The organism is Mycobacterium sp. E3198, from assembly GCF_001667015.1.
GTDB lineage: Bacteria > Actinomycetota > Actinomycetes > Mycobacteriales > Mycobacteriaceae > Mycobacterium.
The window spans coordinates 1-17332 of the sequence record NZ_LZIS01000005.1 but is presented as its reverse complement, the minus strand read 5'-3'; the positions used below and the strand labels follow the sequence as shown (position 1 = coordinate 17332).

The 17332-nt window shown below is 69.9% G+C and carries 21 protein-coding genes and 2 pseudogenes; 18 read left to right on the top strand and 5 right to left on the bottom strand.

The window, feature by feature from the left end; translation table 11 throughout:
* Positions 1–120 precede the first annotated feature (120 nt).
* Together A5673_RS01495 and A5673_RS28070 are read left to right on the top strand one after the other, a co-directional pair.
* A pseudogene (locus tag A5673_RS01495) lies at positions 121–523 on the top strand (metallopeptidase family protein).
* Positions 520–720 carry a hypothetical protein gene (locus A5673_RS28070; RefSeq protein WP_082958489.1) on the top strand — a complete coding sequence of 67 codons (201 nt, stop codon included), beginning with the start codon at positions 520–522 and terminating at the stop codon, positions 718–720. The pseudogene A5673_RS01495 and the gene A5673_RS28070 overlap by 4 nt, the downstream one beginning before the upstream one ends.
* Here the strand turns inward: A5673_RS28070 and A5673_RS01490 are convergent.
* Positions 697–1383 carry a histidine phosphatase family protein gene (locus A5673_RS01490; protein ID WP_068226735.1) on the bottom strand — a complete coding sequence of 229 codons (687 nt, stop codon included), beginning with the start codon at positions 1381–1383 and terminating at the stop codon, positions 697–699. The genes A5673_RS28070 and A5673_RS01490 overlap by 24 nt on opposite strands.
* 6 nt (positions 1384–1389) lie before the next feature.
* Complete coding sequence (gene pheA, locus A5673_RS01485; RefSeq protein ID WP_068226734.1) at positions 1390–2337, bottom strand: prephenate dehydratase; 948 nt, start codon at positions 2335–2337, stop codon at positions 1390–1392.
* Between the two features lie 93 nt (positions 2338–2430).
* Between pheA and A5673_RS01480 the strand changes: the two genes are divergently transcribed.
* Together A5673_RS01480 and A5673_RS01475 are read left to right on the top strand one after the other, a co-directional pair.
* Positions 2431–3219: a DUF2470 domain-containing protein gene (locus A5673_RS01480; RefSeq protein ID WP_068226733.1), complete on the top strand. Its 789-nt coding sequence runs from the start codon at positions 2431–2433 to the stop codon at positions 3217–3219.
* 33 nt (positions 3220–3252) lie between these two features.
* Positions 3253–4371, top strand: a complete 1119-nt coding sequence (locus A5673_RS01475; protein WP_369806448.1) for an LCP family protein — start codon at positions 3253–3255, stop codon at positions 4369–4371.
* On the opposite strand, the gene A5673_RS01470 is transcribed toward A5673_RS01475, so the two are convergent.
* Both A5673_RS01470 and A5673_RS01465 read right to left on the bottom strand, forming a co-directional pair.
* Positions 4368–5207 carry a glycerophosphodiester phosphodiesterase gene (locus A5673_RS01470; RefSeq protein WP_068226732.1) on the bottom strand — a complete coding sequence of 280 codons (840 nt, stop codon included), beginning with the start codon at positions 5205–5207 and terminating at the stop codon, positions 4368–4370. The two genes, A5673_RS01475 and A5673_RS01470, sit on opposite strands and share 4 nt — an antisense overlap.
* Positions 5208–5211: 4 nt before the next feature.
* Entirely contained in the window at positions 5212–6267 is a 1056-nt protein-coding gene (locus A5673_RS01465) for a DUF4328 domain-containing protein (RefSeq protein ID WP_082958487.1), read from the bottom strand.
* A gap of 264 nt (positions 6268–6531) precedes the next feature.
* Here A5673_RS01465 and A5673_RS30310 point away from each other — a divergent pair, with 264 nt between their 5' ends.
* The 11 genes and pseudogenes from A5673_RS30310 (at position 6532) to rraA (ending at position 13127) form a co-directional block, all read left to right on the top strand.
* Positions 6532–6663: a hypothetical protein gene (locus A5673_RS30310; RefSeq protein WP_255396618.1), complete on the top strand. Its 132-nt coding sequence runs from the start codon at positions 6532–6534 to the stop codon at positions 6661–6663.
* A 71-nt stretch (positions 6664–6734) separates the two neighbouring features.
* Positions 6735–6890, top strand: coding sequence for a hypothetical protein (locus tag A5673_RS29420; RefSeq protein WP_197518255.1), 156 nt, complete (start codon positions 6735–6737; stop codon positions 6888–6890).
* A 150-nt stretch (positions 6891–7040) separates the two neighbouring features.
* Positions 7041–7664, top strand: a complete 624-nt coding sequence (locus tag A5673_RS01460) for a superoxide dismutase (protein WP_068226731.1) — start codon at positions 7041–7043, stop codon at positions 7662–7664.
* Between the two features lie 196 nt (positions 7665–7860).
* On the top strand, positions 7861–8394 hold the full coding sequence (locus tag A5673_RS01455; RefSeq protein WP_068226738.1) for a peptidase: 534 nt from the start codon (positions 7861–7863) through the stop codon (positions 8392–8394).
* 252 nt (positions 8395–8646) lie between these two features.
* Positions 8647–9315, top strand: a pseudogene (locus A5673_RS01450) (TMEM165/GDT1 family protein); the annotation flags it as partial.
* 480 nt (positions 9316–9795) lie between these two features.
* Complete coding sequence (locus A5673_RS01445; RefSeq protein WP_068226737.1) at positions 9796–10194, top strand: helix-turn-helix transcriptional regulator; 399 nt, start codon at positions 9796–9798, stop codon at positions 10192–10194.
* Positions 10195–10304: 110 nt separating this feature from the next.
* Positions 10305–10961 carry a DUF6474 family protein gene (locus tag A5673_RS01440; RefSeq protein ID WP_068226729.1) on the top strand — a complete coding sequence of 219 codons (657 nt, stop codon included), beginning with the start codon at positions 10305–10307 and terminating at the stop codon, positions 10959–10961.
* Positions 10962–11014: 53 nt separating this feature from the next.
* Entirely contained in the window at positions 11015–11590 is a 576-nt protein-coding gene (locus tag A5673_RS01435; protein ID WP_082958490.1) for a YcnI family protein, read from the top strand.
* The gene (locus A5673_RS01430) at positions 11587–12099 is read left to right on the top strand and encodes a copper resistance CopC family protein (RefSeq protein WP_068226727.1); all 513 of its coding nucleotides are present in this window, start codon (positions 11587–11589) and stop codon (positions 12097–12099) included. Before A5673_RS01435 ends, A5673_RS01430 begins: the two co-directional genes overlap by 4 nt.
* A gap of 103 nt (positions 12100–12202) precedes the next feature.
* A complete protein-coding gene (locus tag A5673_RS30385) occupies positions 12203–12652 on the top strand; it encodes a nucleoid-structuring protein H-NS (protein ID WP_068226726.1) in 450 nt (149 codons plus the stop codon).
* A 1-nt stretch (position 12653) separates the two neighbouring features.
* Complete coding sequence (gene rraA, locus A5673_RS01420; RefSeq protein WP_068226725.1) at positions 12654–13127, top strand: ribonuclease E activity regulator RraA; 474 nt, start codon at positions 12654–12656, stop codon at positions 13125–13127.
* A 4-nt stretch (positions 13128–13131) separates the two neighbouring features.
* On the opposite strand, the gene A5673_RS01415 is transcribed toward rraA, so the two are convergent.
* Positions 13132–14601 (bottom strand): NAD(P)/FAD-dependent oxidoreductase, encoded by a 1470-nt coding sequence (locus A5673_RS01415; protein WP_068226724.1) that lies wholly within the window; start codon positions 14599–14601, stop codon positions 13132–13134.
* Between the two features lie 77 nt (positions 14602–14678).
* On the opposite strand from A5673_RS01415, the gene A5673_RS01410 reads away from it, so the two are divergent.
* The 3 genes from A5673_RS01410 to A5673_RS29795 all read left to right on the top strand — a co-directional run.
* Complete coding sequence (locus tag A5673_RS01410) at positions 14679–15320, top strand: TetR/AcrR family transcriptional regulator (RefSeq protein WP_068226723.1); 642 nt, start codon at positions 14679–14681, stop codon at positions 15318–15320.
* A 102-nt stretch (positions 15321–15422) separates the two neighbouring features.
* Positions 15423–16628 (top strand): DNA polymerase IV, encoded by a 1206-nt coding sequence (dinB, locus tag A5673_RS01405; protein ID WP_068226722.1) that lies wholly within the window; start codon positions 15423–15425, stop codon positions 16626–16628.
* Positions 16629–16700: 72 nt separating this feature from the next.
* The coding region (locus A5673_RS29795; RefSeq protein ID WP_156747752.1) for a PE family protein at positions 16701–17332 on the top strand (632 nt) is incomplete at its 3' end.

Sequence of the window (17332 nt, the reverse complement as noted above, 5' to 3'; positions counted from 1 at the left end):
CCCCGGCCCCGCCATTTCCGCCGTGGCCGCCCGCGGCGAACAGGCTGTTACCGCCCGCGCCTCCGGCACCGCCCGCGCCACCCCCACCGCCCGCCGAACCGGCGCCGGGAGGCTAGCCGAGTGCCCGTGCGGATGGATCCGCAGCGGTTCGACGAGCTGGTCTCCGATGCGCTCGACCTGATCCCGCCCGCGCTGGCAGCCGCGATGGACAACGTCGTCGTCCTCGTCGAGGACCGCCATCCCGAGGACGCCGAGCTGCTCGGGCTCTACGAAGGGGTGGCGCTCACCGAACGCGACTCCGACTATGCCGGGTCCCTCCCGGACGCCATCACCATCTATCGCGAGGCGCTCCTCGACGCCTGCGAGTCCGACGACGACGTTGTCGAGGAGGTGGCGATCACGGTCATCCACGAAATCGCCCATCACTTCGGCATCGACGACGACCGGCTGGAGGAACTCGGCTGGGCCTGACGGGCGCGGCAACGCCGTTTCGTCCGGGCCGGGTGCTATGAACGGCTTATGAGCGCACAGTGCCGCGAGTGCCGGGCGGGCTTAGATCACTGCCACGGCACCATCATTCGCCATTCGTTGCGCCGGTGGGAATGCACCGAGCCGGACTGCGACAGCCCCGAGTTGGTGGTGCACACGTTCGTCATCGACTGCGACGCCATCGGCTGCGCATGCGCCGACGAGTCGTCAGCCCATCGGATCGGTGCCTGAGCGCACCGCGTCCGCGACCGGGGTCGCGTCGGACTGCGGATAGAACGGCGGCGTCAGCTGTCCCCACCGCACGCAGCTCCACCTGCCGTCGGTGATCGGGGCCAACACCACCGATTCGGCGTTGTCGAGGTGGTTGTCGAGCGCGAAGTTGCCGTCCACCCCGGCCAGCACCGCCGAGGCCAGCCGGATCGCCGCGCCATGGCTGACGACGACGATGTCGCCGCTCCACTCGTCGTCGTCCAGGTAGCGCATCCGTAGCTCGGTCAGCACCGGCACGTAGCGGCCCAAGACGTCGTTGCCGGTCTCGCCGCCGGGCAGCGGCAGGTCGAGCTCACCGCGATGCCAGCGCTCGTAGATCGCATTGAATTCGGCGACCGCGTCGTCGTCGCTGCGGTTCTCCAGGCGCCCGACCTGCACCTCGTGGATGTCGGCCACTTCGAGGGCGCCCAGTGCGACTTCCCCGCCGATCACCTCGGCCGTCTGCGACGCCCGGGTGGCCACCGAGTGCGCCAGCAGCGCCGGCCGCTCCGAACCGCGGGCAAACGCCCGGGCCTGGTCACGGCCCAACGGCGTCAGCTCCGCGCCGGGCGGCCGGGTGTCCAGCCGGCGCTCGACGTTGCCGTAGGACTGTCCGTGCCGCAACAGCACCAAACGACCGCCCATCGCTGTCTACCCCCCGGCCCCGAACGTCTGCGCGGGTTTGCCTTCCCGCAGCCGCGCCAACCAGCGCGAGGCCTCGTCCGCCGGCGGGGGCGATACCCCGACGGCCGAGCCCGCAGGCCAAGAACCCAAATACCTCACATCGGCACAACGACGGTGCAACGCCTTGAGTGCCTCGGCGACGGCGCCGTCGTCGATGTGGCCCACGCAGTCGGCGAAGAACAAGTAGGTGCCGAGTTCGGTTCGGGTCGGCCGGGACTCGATCCGAGTCAGGTCGATGCCGCGGATGCCGAATTCGGCCAGCGCGGACAGCAGAGCGCCCGGCACGTTGTCGATGCGCAGCACCACCGACGTTCGATCGGCGCCGGTGCGGGCCGGCGGCGGGCCGGGCAGGCCGATCAGGACGAAGCGGGTGCGGGCGTTGGGCTCGTCGACGACGCCCTCGGCGATGACGCCCAGCCCCCAATGGGCGGCGGCCAGCGGCGACGTCACCGCCGCGTCGGCCTGCCCCTCGGCCACCTGCCGCGCCGCATCGGCGTTGGAGTACGCCGGCCGCAGCTCGACGCCCGGCAGCTCGGCGGCCAGCCACTGGCGCACCTGCGCCACCGCCACCGGGAAGGCCGCCACGGTGCGCACGTCGCCGGCGCCCAGGCCCGGTTTGGCGACGATGCTGAACGCGACGTCCAGCGTGGTCTCGGCGAACACCTGCAGGGGCGAACCGATCGCCAGGCTGTCCAATGTGGGTACCACCGAGCCGTCGATCGAGTTCTCGATCGGCACGCACGCGAAATCGGCGTCGCCGTCGCGCACCGCGTTCAGCGCCGACGGCGTGCTCTCCAGCGGCATCTGCCTGATGGGGCCCGGCTCGTCTTGCGGAACCAGGCCGGCGGCGGTGATTTGCCGCAGCGCCGCCTCGGTGAACGTCCCTTCGGGACCGAGGTAAGCGATGCGGACCACGCCCCAACCCTAACGGCGGTCCATGTCGAACGGCCCTTGCGGCGCGATGGGTCGTAAGTTAACTTAGGCTTACCTAAGAGACCAAGGAGCACGATGGCATTGACGGTCGGCCACGCACCGACGACTCCCGAACGCATTCGCACCGCCTGCGCGCGGGCCGGCGGCGCGCTGCTGGCAATCGAGGGTAGGGACCCGGTCGCCGCACCGGTGCATCACCTGCTGGCCGACGGGTCGTTCGCCATCGCGCTGCCGGTCGACTGCGCCGGCGAGGCGGACGGCCGGGCGTCCGGGTCGCAGGCGCTGCTGGAGCTGACGGACTACGCCCCGCTGCCGCTGCGGGAGCCGGTCCGTTCGCTGGTTTGGGTGCGCGGGCGGCTGCAGTGCGTCCCACCCGACGACGTGACCGACGTGCTCGACCTGATCGCCGCCGAGTACCCCAACCCGGCATTGCTCCAGGTCGAGACGCCGAGGTCGGCGCCGTGCCAGGGCGACCCGCGGTACACGCTGTTCCGGCTGGAGATCGCGTCCGTGGTCGTCACCGATGCCACCGGCGCCGAGCACGTCGGCGTCGCGGACCTGCTCGCCGCCCGGCCCGATCCGTTCTGCGACCTCGAGGCCGGCCTGCTGTGGCACCTCGACACCGTCCACAACGACGTCGTCGCGCGCCTCGTGTCGAAGCTGCCGCCGCCCCTGCGGCGGGGGCAGGTTCGCCCGCTCGGGCTCGACCGCTACGGCATGCGGTTCCGCGTCGAGGCCAAGGACGGCGACCACGACGTCCGGCTGCCGTTTCACAAACCGGTGGACGACATGACCGGGCTGCGCCAGGCCATCCGGCTGCTGATGGGCTGCCCATTCATCAACGGGCTGCGGGCCCGCAGGTAACCCGGGCGCCGATCCGGCACGTACGTTATCCGGGTGAACGGCGATCCAGCACCGGGACGGCGCGTGCCCCCGCGACCGCGCCGGCCGGAGCCGCCGCCGGCGATCCCCGGCGACCCGACGACACCGCTGCGCCGGCCCACCCCGCCGGCCGCCCCGCCGCGACCCGTCGGCCCGAGGGCGCGCCGCAAGCGCCGCTGGCTACGAGCGGCGCTGCTCACGGTGCTGATCGGCGTGCTGCTCGCCGGCGCGGGCATCGTCGCCGGGGCCGCGTGGTTCGACACCAGGCTGCACCGCGAGCCGGCGCTGGCCGACTATCCCGACCGGCCCGCACCCGGGCGCGGGACGAACTGGCTGATCGTCGGCTCCGACAGCCGCCAAGACCTCACCGCTGAGCAGCAGCGGGACCTGGCGACCGGCGGCGACATCGGCACCGGCCGCACCGACACCATCTTGCTGGTGCACGTGCCCGCGTTCGGGTCGAGCACGCCGGCGACCGTGGTGTCGATCCCCCGGGACTCCTACGTGCCCATCCCCGGCCACGGCAGGGACAAGGTCAACGCCGCGTTCAGTATGGGCGGCGCGCCGTTGCTGACCCAGACGGTGGAGCAGGCCACCGGGCTGCGCCTCGACCACTACGTCGAGATCGGGTTCGGTGGCTTCGCGGCCCTGGTGGACGCGCTGGGCGGGATCACCGTGTGCCCGACCGCGCCGATCGACGACCCCATGGCCGGCATCGACCTGCCGGCCGGTTGCCAAAAACTCGCCGGCCGCGACGCCCTTGGCTACGTCCGGACGCGCGACACACCGCGCGCGGACCTGGATCGGATGGCCAACCAGCGCCAGTTCCTGTCGGCGCTGCTGCACCGCGCCGCCAGCCCGGCGGTCTGGCTGGATCCGCTGCGCTGGTACTCGGTGCCGCGTGCGGCCGCCGACGCGATGACCGTGGACCGCGGCGACCACGTCTGGGATCTGGGCCGGCTCGGCTGGGCGCTGCACGGAACCACCACCGCGATCACGGTGCCGATCGGCGAGTTCACCAGCGGCGACGTCGGGGCGGTGGTGGTGTGGGATCACGAGGTGGCCGGCAAGTTGTTCGAGGCGCTCGCCGCCGACGCGCCGGTGCCCACCGCCGCGCTGGCGGGACAGAACTAGCTCGGGGCCGGCGACCCGCTGCCGTCGGCGGCGCGCGCGTTCTGCAACCACGCCTTGGTGCGACCCGGGTGGTGCGTGGCAAGCCAGGCCACGCCGACATCCCGGCAGAAGTCAATGTCGTCGTACTCGTCGACGTTCCAGCAGTAGACCGCCCTGCCCTGCGCGACGGCGCGGTCCACCAGCTGCGGATAGTCCTTCAGCGTCGCGAGCGAGGGGCCGACGGCGGTGGCGCCGACCGCGGTCGCCGCGCTGCTGGCCAGATAGCGAGCCGTCTTGCCGAGAAGCACCGTGGGCAGCAACGGCGCGGCGCGGCGGATCCGCCAGACGGCGGCCGCCGAGAACGACATCACCACGGCGCGGGACCGGTCGGCCGAGGCGGGCGCGGCGATGCCGAAGCGGTGCAACGACGCCAGCAGCTTGCTTTCCACGAGCGAGCCATACCGGACCGGATGCTTGGTCTCGATGAAGAGCTTCACCGGCCGGTGCCAGTCCAGAACCAGAGACACCAGCGCGTCCAGCGTCAACAGGCTGGTGTCACCATGCGTGCCGTCGGCACGCCAGCTGTCGTGCCACGCACCGTATTCGAGCTCGCGCAGCTCGGCGAGCGTCATGGTGCTGACCAAACCGGCGCCGGTCGACGTCCGGTCCAGCCGGCGGTCGTGCACGCAGACCAGGTGGCCGTCGCGGGTCAGCCGGACGTCGCATTCCACGCCGTCGGCGCCCTGTTTGAGGGCGAGATCGTAGGCGGCCAGCGTGTGTTCGGGCCGAGCGGCGGAGGCTCCTCGATGGGCGACGACAAAAGGGTGCCCGGCGAGCACCTCCTCGGCCCACGTCATACCCCTATGCTGCCGGTTCCTGCCCCTCCAACTCAACCGGAGCTTCGGCCGCGCGTCCGGCGCGACCGTCGGCGCGCTCCCGCTCGACCACGACCCACCGATGCGCGGGCCGCTGCACCGGTTTGCGCTCGAACCCCTCGAAGACCCGGGCGGCGGCGGCCACGGTGACCGCCGCCAGCAGATAGGCGAAAACCATCAGCACGGTGTTGTTGGCAATGCCCTGGGCGTCCGTCGCGAAGCTGGTGATGATGGCGAAGATCGAGACGAGGTAGCTGAACACCCACGCGATCCACCACTCGAGGATCGGGCGCCGCTGCCGGGCGAAGTGCTCCTCGACGGTCGCCAGCTCGATGACGTACACGGGGGCCCACAGCAGGTTCGCCAGCGGGATGATGCATCCGGCCCACAACGCGCGAACGGACCGCGACTCCGGCAGTCCGTGATGCGCGAACACGGCGGCCCGGCGCGCGATCAGCCAGCGGATCAACATCACGCCGGAGGCGATCATCGCCGCGATCGCTCCCACGCTGGCCAGCACTGAAATCCAGTCCGCGGCGATGGCGACGATCGAATTGAGCAGGGTGTTCCGGTTGATCACCAACAGCACATACCGCGCGACATACACCAGGGCGGCCATCCCAAGAACCAGGACGCTCAGGAACAGCGTTGTGCGCACCGCCGGCGCGGGAGGCCCTGTCCGCGAAGGCTTTTGGGCTTCGGCCGGGGCCCCCTCGACGTGATCGGCCAAACCCCAGCGCGGTATCACGGCATAGCGCGGGGTGGGTCCCAGGCGCCGCCGGCCATGCCGCGGCGGCGGCGCGGCGCCGGGGCGCACCGCTATCCACCGGAAGCCCGGCGGCAACCGCGGCGGGGTGCGCTGCCATCCGGAAGCCGCGGGTGGCCCGGCAGGCGCCGGAGCAGGCTGGGCGCTCCACCGTGGGTCGGCCGCGGGCATGTCCGGCAGTGGCGCCATCAGTGCCCCGCGGCAGCGGGGACACCAGTCGCGTCGCCGCTCGCGCACGTTCCACCGAGTGCCGCACTGGGAGCACACCTGGATCACCGGACCAGCCTAACCTTGCGCCGATGCGCGCCACGGGAGGCGGCCCGCGGAAGCGGCCGGCCCGGCAACGCAACAATTGCCCAGGGCTATCCACAGTTTCCACAGGTTTATCCACAGTGGACAAACGGGTAAGGGAGCCATCAACACCGCCTTTCCCAGCCGCCCGGGCCACGACTGTGGATAACCGCCGGGTGGTACGGCTGTGCCATAAACAACCCGACCCGGCGCCCGAGCGAAATGGATTGCCTCGCTAAGCACCCGCAGATGAGCCCGCCGGGGCCGGTCGGCGCCCGCCGGATCGCGCCCTCGGCCGTCGGGCTGGGCGACGCCCGAGAAGCGGCCGCCCGGCGCGCCGTCAAGCAGCGCATTTTCCAACCCCGGTGCAAGGAGTTATGATCACCGTCACGAAAAAATCGTTGTGACTCACCTCACTCGGTTGGGGTGGACGTGCAGGTGAAAGGCGTTTGATGGCCACGCATTCGTTCGGTCCGGGTTCACCGGCCGCGTCGAACTCGTATACCGGCTCGCCCGCCTGTAACCACAGCTATAGCGTCGCCGCCCTGCGCGCGGCCCTCGTCGCACTGGCGTTGCTCGCCGTTCTGGCAATCATCGTCTTGTACTGACCTCACGCCCCGAGGGGTATTCGTTCCCGGCGGTCATCCTTGCGGCGGGCGCGCGCATGGAGCAGGGTTGATTATGGCTGGCCGCCGCGTGGCAGCCCCGCGCGATGAGCGTCCGATCATCACCAACGATGCACCGAAGAAAGGAATGCTGTGGCTGTTTACACCCTGCCCGACTTGGACTGGGACTTTGGAGCGCTGGAACCGCACATCTCCGGCCAGATCAACGAGCTACACCACGACAAGCACCACGCCACCTACGTCAAGGGCGCCAACGACGCCCTGGAGAAGCTGGACGAGGCCCGCGCCAAGGAGGACCACTCGGCGGTCCTGCTGAACGAGAAGAACCTGGCGTTCAATCTGGCCGGCCACGTCAACCACAGCATCTGGTGGAAGAACCTCTCTCCCAACGGCGGCGACAAGCCGACCGGCGAGCTTGCCGCGGCCATCGACGACGCCTTCGGGTCGTTCGACAAGTTCCGCGCGCAGTTCCACGCCGCAGCCACCACCGTGCAGGGCTCGGGGTGGGCGGCGCTGGGCTGGGATAGCCTCGCCCAGAAGCTGCTGATCTTCCAGGTCTACGACCACCAATCCAATTTCCCGCTCGGGATCGTCCCGCTGTTGCTGCTCGACATGTGGGAGCACGCGTTCTACCTGCAGTACAAGAACGTCAAGGTCGACTTCGCGAAGGCGTTCTGGAATGTCGTCAACTGGGCTGACGTGCAGGACCGGTACGCGGCCGCGACGTCGAAGACTCAGGGATTGATTTTCGGCTAGGGTCGTCTTTCTCGGGCTGGGGCGTCACGCGATTCGCGTGGCGCCCCAGCCGTTTGCGGGGCAGTAAAACGGGGCATCTTGAGAACATGTCCGTCAGTGGCCGTGTCGGGTTGCACGGCGTCTAACCCGCAGGCATGCTTAGTCATTCGAGCTACCAGTGTGGTTAGGCGGAGCCAGGCGTCACACGGAGGTCGAGATGGAGACTGGGGCTGACCGTCCTATCGGGGTGTCCCCCTTCCATGCCCGTGGCTCCCTGAAAGGGTTTGTGATCTCCGGCCGTTGGCCGGATTCGACGAAAGAATGGGCCCAGCTGCTCATGGTCGCGGTCCGGGTCGCGTCATTGCCCGGATTGCTGTCCACCACAACGGTGTTCGGGGCCCGGGAGGAATTGCCCGACGAACCCGAGCCCGGCACCGTCGGCCTGGTACTGGCCGAGGGCACGGTCTTCGGTGAATCGGCCATCCAGCCAGGGTATTTCGCGGACCATCAGCCTCCGGCATTGCTGATGCTGCATCCGCCCTCGGAAACCATGCCGTCGTTGCCGGAGTGCACCGGGGCGGCCTCCGGGTGCGTCCTGCTGCCGGGTTTGCCGTATCTGGGTTTGGAGCACCGGGCGGCGTGGGTCGAGGCGGAGGCCGACGGGACGATCACCTCGATGGTGAGCCGCGTGGGCGTCGACCCGATCAGTCACCCTGATACGGCGATTCTGGCGATGCTTCTTGCCGCATAAGGGAATTCGAATCCCTTGATTCGGGCATCGAATCGGTAAATACGGGTCCCCGAACTCGGGCGTCGGTCTGGCGCCCGGCCGGCGTGGCCATTAGCCTGGCACCGTTAGCGAAGGGGAGTAGCCCCGAATCGTCGAGTCGACATACTGGCGCATAGCCCGGCCGGCGGACCGGCCCCGCGGGGGCCGGTGGGCGAGACCTTCGACCGATGTTCGACGACCCGGTCGTCGACCACGTGTCGAAAGGTCGCCCCCATGCTCGCCGCCACGTTGCTCACCCTCGGGGTGGTTTTCCTCGCCGAACTCGGCGACCGATCCCAGCTGGTCACCATGACCTACGCGCTGCGCTACCGCTGGTGGGTCGTGTTGACCGGGGTGGCCCTCGCCGCGTGCCTCGTGCACGGGGTCACGGTGTCGATCGGGCACTTCCTGGGCACCACCCTGCCGTCGCGACCGATGGCGTTCGCGTCGGCGATCGCGTTCCTGATCTTTGCGGTGTGGGCCTGGCGCGAGGGCGGCAACGGCGACGAGACGGTGCCGACCGATCAGGAACCCCGGTTCGCGCTGGTGACGATCGTGTCCACCTTCGTCCTGGCCGAGCTGAGCGACAAGACGTCGCTGGCGACCGTCACGCTGGCCAGCGATCACGACTGGACCGGCGTGTGGATCGGCTCCACCCTGGGCATGGTGCTGGCCGACGGGTTGGCGATCGGGGCGGGCACACTGCTGCACCGGCGCCTTCCACAGCGGCTGCTGCACACGCTGGCCAGCCTGCTGTTCCTGATCTTCGGGCTGTGGATGCTGTTCGACAGCGCGCTGGGGTTGCGCTCGCTCGCGATCGCGGTGACCGTGACGGTGGTGCTGGCCGCCGCGGCCGTGGTGGCCGCGCAAACCCGGCGCCGGCGCCGGCAGGAAGCTACGACGGCAGGGAGGTTCACCAACATCGGCTAGAGTGCCGTCGGCACTCCCCGCCTTCGCGCCGCCCCGAATCGCAGCCGCCCCCGGGTATCTCCGGGGGCCATCAGTTGCACCCAAAGCCCGTTTTTTGGGCGTGTCACCGACCTGACAGCAAATGATGTCGCTCGCGGCCGCACGTTGCCTACCGGTTGCGGTGCGACTGCCCAGCATCCTCGCCCGAATCGCCTCGCCACTCGCGCGCGCGACCGCCCGCCACCGCCGCCGGAACCTTCGATTCTGCGGATAACCTGTGAAGTTGGTTGATTTAGTGGACACCTCAGCGAATTAGTTAGACGCTCGTCGAGTGGGCATTCGGCAGCTGTCAGCAACGCCGGTGTCGAAGCGCTCCGGGTTTGCACCTGGTTGCGGACCCAATCCGTCGCTACCATTGGCAGCAAATACACCTAGGCAATAGTTCACTTCTACAGCCAAGTGGAGGTCATATCGATGAGCACGACATTCGCCGCCCGCCTCAACCGCTTGTTCGACACGGTGTATCCACCGGGACGCGGGCCGCACACCTCTGCGGAGGTGATCGCGGCGCTCAAGGCGGAGGGCATCACGATGTCGGCTCCCTACCTGTCCCAGCTACGTTCGGGCAACCGCACCAACCCGTCGTCGGCGACCATGGCCGCCCTGGCCAACTTCTTCCGCATCAAGCCGGCGTACTTCACCGACGACGAGTATTACGAAAAGCTCGACAAGGAGTTGTCGTGGCTGGCCTCGATGCGCGATGACGGCGTCCGCCGCATCGCCCTGGCCGCCGTCGGATTGTCTCCTCAGGCCCAACAGGACGTGGTGGAGCGGGTCAACGAGCTGCGCCGCGTCGAACGCCTCGACGCATAGCTGCGCTGCCCGACCTGACCGGCTGCCGTCGGCGTATTCCGATTAGGGTTGGCTCTCGGATCGCGCACGCGCGAGAGCGACAGTCACGAGATACCGGGAGGCGGCCGGGAATGGGCCTGTTCCGCAAGCGAAAGAGTCGCGCGACGCGTCGCGCCGAAGCCCGCGCGATCAAGGCCCGCGCCAAACTCGAGGCCAAGCTGGCCGCCAAGAACGACGCGCGCCGACTCAAGGCCGACCGGCGTGCCGCCGAGAAGGCCCTGAACGCGCAGATCAAGTCGCAGAAAGACAGCGACCGGGCCGCCCTCAGGGTCGCCGAGGCCGAGCTCAAAGCGGCGAAGGAGGGCAAGTTGCTGTCGCCGACACGGATTCGCCGGGTGCTCACCGTATCTCGGTTGCTGGCGCCGGTCCTGACGCCGCTGATCTATCGCGGCGCGATGGCCGCGCGCGCGGCGATCGACCAGCGGCGCGCGGATCAGCTCGGCATTCCGTTGGCTCAGATCGGCCAGTTCTCCGGGCACGGCGCCCAGCTGTCGGCCCGGATCGCCGGGTCGGAGAAGTCCTTGCGGATCGTGCTGGAACGCAAGCCCAAGGATGCCGAGACCAAACAGTTCGTCGCCGCGATCACCGAACGGCTCACCGACCTGGCCGCGGCCGTGACCGCCGCGGAGAACATGCCGGCCGCGCGCCGTCGGGCGGCGCACGCGGCGATCTCGTCGCAGCTCGACGGCATCGAGGCGGACCTGATGGCGCGCCTCGGGCTGACGTGACCGCACGCGTCCTGGTCGCGGCCGCGGCGCTCTATCTCGCCTCGGCGGTGGGCATGCCGATGGCCTCGGCGCACGTCCACGCCAGCAGCGACAACCCCGCGCGGGGCGCCATGGCGATCGTCACCTTCCAGGTGCCCAACGAATCCAACACCGGCGCGGCGACGACCGCGCTGAGCGTCACCCTGCCCGGAGTGGCGGCCGCCAGCACCGAGGCCATGCCCGGCTGGACGGCCAAGCTCGATCGCGACGCGGCGGCGGGCACCGTCCGCTCGGTGACGTGGACCGCCGCGCCCAACGCTGGGATCGGCTCGGACCAATTCGGGCTGTTCCGGATATCGGTACAGCTGCCCGACGCCGACACCGTCAGCTTCCCGGCCACGCAGACATATGCCGACGGGACGGTCGTGAAGTGGGATCAGCCGCCGCTGCCCGGCGGCGGTGAGCCCGAACATCCCGCGCCCACGCTCAGCCTCGTCGCGGGCGGCGGGGCGCCGCATCAGCACCATCCACCCGCCGCGGCGCCCTCGTCGTCGACCTCACCGGACACGACCGCCCGTCTGCTGGGCGGGGCGGCCCTGGTGGTGGCCGCCCTCGGTATCGCACTGGTGCTGCTGCGCCGACGCGCATGAGGCGCCGGGCGGTCGCCGCCTGGGTGGGCCTGCTGCTGGCCGCACTCATGGCGACCGCGACCATGAACGCGCAACCGGCGCACGCGCACGCCGCGCGGGTGGCCACCGAACCCGCCGACAACGCGGTTCTGACCGTCGGCCCCGATCGGGTCTCGGCGACGTTCAACGAAAGGCTGCAGACGGCGTTCGCCGCCATGACCGTCGTCGGGCCCGACGCCAACGTGTGGTCCACGGGGGAGCCGACGGTGCAGGGCGCGATCGTCGCCATCGGCCTGCGCCCCCTCGGGCCGGCCGGCACCTACACCGTGAACTACCGCGTCACGTCGGCCGACGGCCACGTCGTGTCGGGGTCCTGGTCGTTTCGGCTGACGGTCGCGGGCACCGGAACCCCCGGGCCGCCCGCCGCCGGGCCCGCCGGGGGTGGCGGCGTCCCGATTTGGCCGTTTGCGGCGTTGGCGGTGGCCCTGGTCGGCGCGGGCGGCTGGTGGGCGCTGCGGCGCCGGCCCTGAGCGCCCCGGTCACCGAGAGCCCGCCGCGCGTCCTGGCATGATGGGACGAGGAACCCGGCGCCCGAGACAACACTGGCGAAGACAGCTGCAAAGGAGCGGCCGAATGGCAGACCCGCAGGACCAACCCAACAGCGAACCCGACGGCTCACCGGGCCCGCCGGAGCAGAAACCTCCCGCGCCGCCCGCCAAGAAGGCCGCGAAGGCACCCGCTAAGAAGGCCCCTGCGAAGAAAACGCCCGCCAAGAAGGCTCCGGCGAAAAAGGCACCCGCCAAAAAAGCGCCCGCCAAGAAGGCCCCGGCCAAAGCCCCCGAACCCGCTCCCCCCAGGCCGGCCGAGCCGGCCATGCAGCAGCACATCGAAACGAACGGCCAGCTCGCCGCCGCGGCCAAAGACGCCGCCGCACAAGCCAAATCAACCGTCGAAGCCGCGCCCAACCCGGTCTCCCCGGAGGTCGCGCCGGCGCGATCCGGCCAGTCTCCGGTGCCGTTGCTCGTCGCCGTGGCGCTCAGCCTGCTGGCGATCCTGCTGATCCGCCAGCTGCGGCGCCGCTGACGTGTCAGCCCCGTTCCGGCCGACCGCCGACCTCGTCGACGACATCGGGGCCGACGTACGCAGCTGCGACCTTCAGTTCCGCCAGTTCGGCGGCCGCTCCGAATTCGCCGGGCCGATCAGCACCGTGCGCTGCTTTGAAGACAACGCGCTGCTGAAGTCCGTGCTGTCGGAACCCGGCGGCGGTGGCGTGCTGGTGATCGACGGCGCCGGCTCGCTGCACACCGCGCTGGTCGGCGACGTCATCGCCGAATTGGCCCGGTCCAACGGCTGGGCGGGACTGATCATCCATGGCGCGGTGCGTGATGCCGCCGCGCTGCGCGGCATCGACATCGGCATCAAGGCGCTGGGCACCAATCCCCGCAAGAGCGCCAAGGCGGGCGCCGGGGAGCGGGATGTCGAAATCACCCTGGGCGGAGTGACTTTCGTGCCCGGGGAGACCGCCTACAGCGACGACGACGGCATCGTGGTCGTCTAGCCGCCTAGGCCGGCACGGCGGCGCGCTTCTTGGAGAACCGCAGGCCTTCGTCGGCGACCTTGCCGCGCCGAATCGTGCGCATGTCGAAGAAATAGTTCTGCTTGAGCCGCCACGGCGCGCGCGACCCCGATTTGGGAAGTATGTCCTTCGAGCGCTGGAAGTAGCCGGGGTTGAAGTCCATGAACGGCAACTCGTCGACGTCGTTGCTCGGATATTCCGGCTCGACGTTGTCAAAACCGTTGGCGTCCATGTAGTTCAGCAACCGGCAGACGAATTCGGAGACCAGGTCGGCCTTCAGCGTCCACGACGCGTTCGTGTATCCGAAGGTGATCGCGAAATTCGGGACTCCGGTGAACATCAAGCCCTTGTACGTCATCAGCGAGGGCAGGTCGATGGGTTCACCGTTCTTGGTCGGCTGCACCCCGCCCAGCAATTGCATGTTCAAACCCGTTGCCGTGATGATGATGTCGGCCTGCAGCTCCTCGCCCGAGGTGAGCCTGATTCCGGTCTTGGTGAACCGGTCGATGGTGTCGGTGACCACGTCGGCCTTGCCGTGCCGGATGGTCCGGAAGAAGTCGCCGTCGGGAGCCAGGCACAGCCGCTGGTCCCAGACGTTGTAACTCGGCCCGAAGTGCTTCTCCACGTCGTAGCCCTTGGGCAGGCGCCGCTGAGCCATCGTCATCAGGGTCTTGCGCATGTAGGCGGGGCGTTTGCGTGCGAGCTGATACTGGAAAGTGCTGAACGCGATGGCTTTCCAGCGATTCGCGATGTGCGCGAGACGATCCGGCAGCCACCGGTTGGCCCGTACGGCGAAGGGGTCGACCCCGGGCAGTGAGCCGATGTAGGTGGGCGAACGCTGCAGCATCGTGACATGTCCGGAGCCCGAGTTGACCAGCGCCGGGATCAGGGTGATCGCGGTGGCGCCGGACCCGATGACGACGATCTTCTTACCGGCGTAGTCAAGGTCTTCCGGCCAGTGCTGCGGATGAACGATCGTGCCCTGGAAGTCCTCGGCGCCAGGGAAGGTCGGCGCGTAGCCCTGGTCGTAGTTGTAGTAGCCGGTGCAGGCGAACAGGAAGGAGCAGCTGATCTCGCTGCGCTGGCCGTCGTGCTCGACGGTCAGGGTCCACCGGTTGTCGGCGTCGGACCAGTCGGCGGCGACCACCCGGCGGCCGTAGCGGATGTGCCGGTCGATCCCGTTCTCGGCCGCGGTCTCCTGGATGTAGGCCTTGATCGAGGGGCCGTCGGCGATCGATTGTGCCGAGCGCCATGGCTTGAACCGGAATCCGAGCGTGAACATGTCGGAGTCCGACCGGATGCCCGGGTACTTGAACAGGTCCCAGGTGCCGCCGAGGTCGTCGCGGCGTTCCAGGATGGCGTAGCTCTTGGTCGGGCAGCGGTCCTGCAGGTGCCAGGCCGCGCTCACGCCGGAGATGCCGGCGCCCACGATGACGACGTCAAGGTGCTCAGTCATGGGCCCACGCTATCAACACCGTGTCGAGCCAGTCAACGTCCTGTCGAAACTTTCGACTCCGTGTAAAGTAACGTCCCGTGACTACCGTCGGCCCGACTCGCGCCCTGCGCGGCCGCCGCGCCCTGCGCCCCTCCGGGGACGACAGGGAGCAGGCGATCCTCGCCACCGCCGAACGACTGCTGGAAGAGCGCGGGTTCGCCGGCATCTCGGTCGACGACTTGGCCAAGGGCGCCGGCCTGTCGCGCCCGACGTTCTACTTCTATTTCAAGTCCAAGGAAGCGGTGCTGCTGTCGCTGCTCGAGCCGGTGATCGCGCGCGCCGACTCCGAGTTCGACGGCGCGGTGCAGCGGCTTCCGGAGGACCCGCGCCGCGTGTGGCGCAACGGGATCAAGGCGTTTTACAACGCGTTCAGCTCGCACCGGACGCTGGCGCGCGCCGCGACGGAGGCGCTCGCCACCAGCGCGGAGCTGCGCTCGGTGTGGCTGGGCTTCATGCAGAAGTGGATCGACCAGACCACGGCCCTCATCACCGCCGAACGCGCGCGCGGCGCCGCCCCGGAGACCATCCCGGCCGCCGACCTGGCGACGTCGCTGAACCAGATGAACGAGCGCACGATGATGGCCGCCCTGGCGGCCGAGACCCCGGCCGTCGACGAGGACCGGGTCGTCGACACCCTCACCCACATCTGGGTCACCAGCATCTACGGCGAATCCGGCTAAGTGGCGATCGCGAGCGCGGCGTAGCCGGGCGCTGGGGGTACCCCCGCGGAGCTGGGGGACGGGTCGCCACCATCGGATGCTGTCACCGCCGCGTGCGAACATATGTTCGTGCGGTGTGACGCGTCCATCCTGCACGCGGACCTCGACTCGTTCTACGCGTCCGTCGAACAGCGCGACGACCCGACCCTGCGCGGCCGTCCGGTGATCGTCGGCGGCGGGGTCGTGCTGGCGGCCAGCTACGAGGCCAAGGCCTACGGCGTGCGCACCGCGATGGGCGGGGCGCAGGCCCGGCGCCTGTGCCCGCACGCCGTCGTCGTGCCGCCCCGGATGACGGCATACTCCCGCGCCAGCGAGGCCGTGTTCGAGGTGTTTCGCGACTGCTCACCGATCGTGGAGGCGCTGTCGGTGGACGAGGCGTTCCTCGATGTCGGCGGGCTGCTCCGGGTGGCCGGCACCCCGGTCCAGATCGCGGAGAAATTGCGCGCCGACGTCCGCGACCGCGTCGGCCTGCCCATCACCGTCGGCATCGCCCGAACGAAGTTCCTCGCCAAGGTCGCCAGCCAGGAAGCCAAGCCCGACGGGCTGCTGCTGGTGCCCCCCGATCGGGAGCTGGCGTTCCTGCGCCCGCTGCCGGTGCGCCGGTTGTGGGGCGTGGGCGCCAAGACCGCCGAGCGGCTGCACGCCCATGGCATCGCGACCGTCGCCGACGTCGCCGAGCTCAGCGAGTCGACGCTGTCCTCCATGCTGGGCGGTGCCATGGGCCGCCAACTGTATGCGCTGTCCCGCAACATCGACCGCCGCCGGGTGACCACCGGCGTGCGCCGCCGGTCCGTGGGCGCGCAACGGGCGCTGGGCCGGGCGGGCAACCGCATGTCCGCCGCGGAGGTCGACGCGGTGGTGGTGAACCTGATCGACCGGATCACCGGGCGGATGCGCGCCGCGGGCCGCACGGGCCGCACGGTGGTGCTGCGGCTGCGGTTCGACGACTTCGGCCGCGCGACCCGGTCACGCACGCTGCCCCGGGCCACCTCGTCGACGCAGCCGATCCTGGCGGCCGCGCGGCAGCTGGTCGCCTCCGCGGCGCCCCTGATCGCGGAGCGCGGGCTGACGCTGGTCGGCTTCGCCGTGTCGGGCATCGACCGCAGCGGCGCTCAGCAGCTGACGCTGCCGTTCGACGCGGAGGCCGGCCGAGCCGAGATCGACGCGGCGATCGACCGGGTGCGTCGCCGCTACGGCAAATCCGCGCTCACGCCCGCGGTGCTGGTCGGCCGCGACCCGGGCTTCGACATGCCGCATCTGCCCGACTGACGCCCATCGCCGCAAGAATCTCGCAAGTCGTCGTCGTTAGCGTTCGGCCCCACCAGCGATGAGGAGCCGAAGATGTCATCTTTCGTGTTCGTTTCCCCGGACGTTCTCAGCACAGCGTCGTCGGACTTGACCGCGATCGGATCGGCGATCACGTCGGCTAACGCGGCGGCGGCGGGCTCGACCACATCGGTGGTGGCGGCTGCGCAGGACGAGGTTTCGGCCGCGATCGCTCGGTTCTTCGGCGGGTACGCCCAGGAGTTTCAGTCGCTCAGCGCACAAGCGGCGCTCTTCCACGACCAGTTCGTGCAGTCCCTGACGTCGGGTTCGGGAATGTACGCGACGGCCGAGGCGGCCAACGCGGACCCGCTGACGGGATTTGTCGGTGAACTTCAGGGCTTGGGCTTGCCGCCCGGGCCGGTCAAGCTGCTGACGGGGCGCCCGCTGATCGGCAACGGGGCCGACGGGGCGCCGGGCACCGGGCAGGCCGGCGGCGCCGGCGGGTGGCTGATCGGCAACGGCGGCAACGGTGGGTCGGGCGGAACCGGGCAGGCCGGCGGGGCAGGCGGGTCGGCGGGCTGGTGGGGCCACGGCGGTGACGGCGGAGCCGGCGGACCCGGCAATGCGCTGTTCGGCGGGGAGCACTCCGCGCACTATTACTTCCGGGATTTCTGGGGCGCCGACTCGGGGATGCTGGCGGCGCTGTA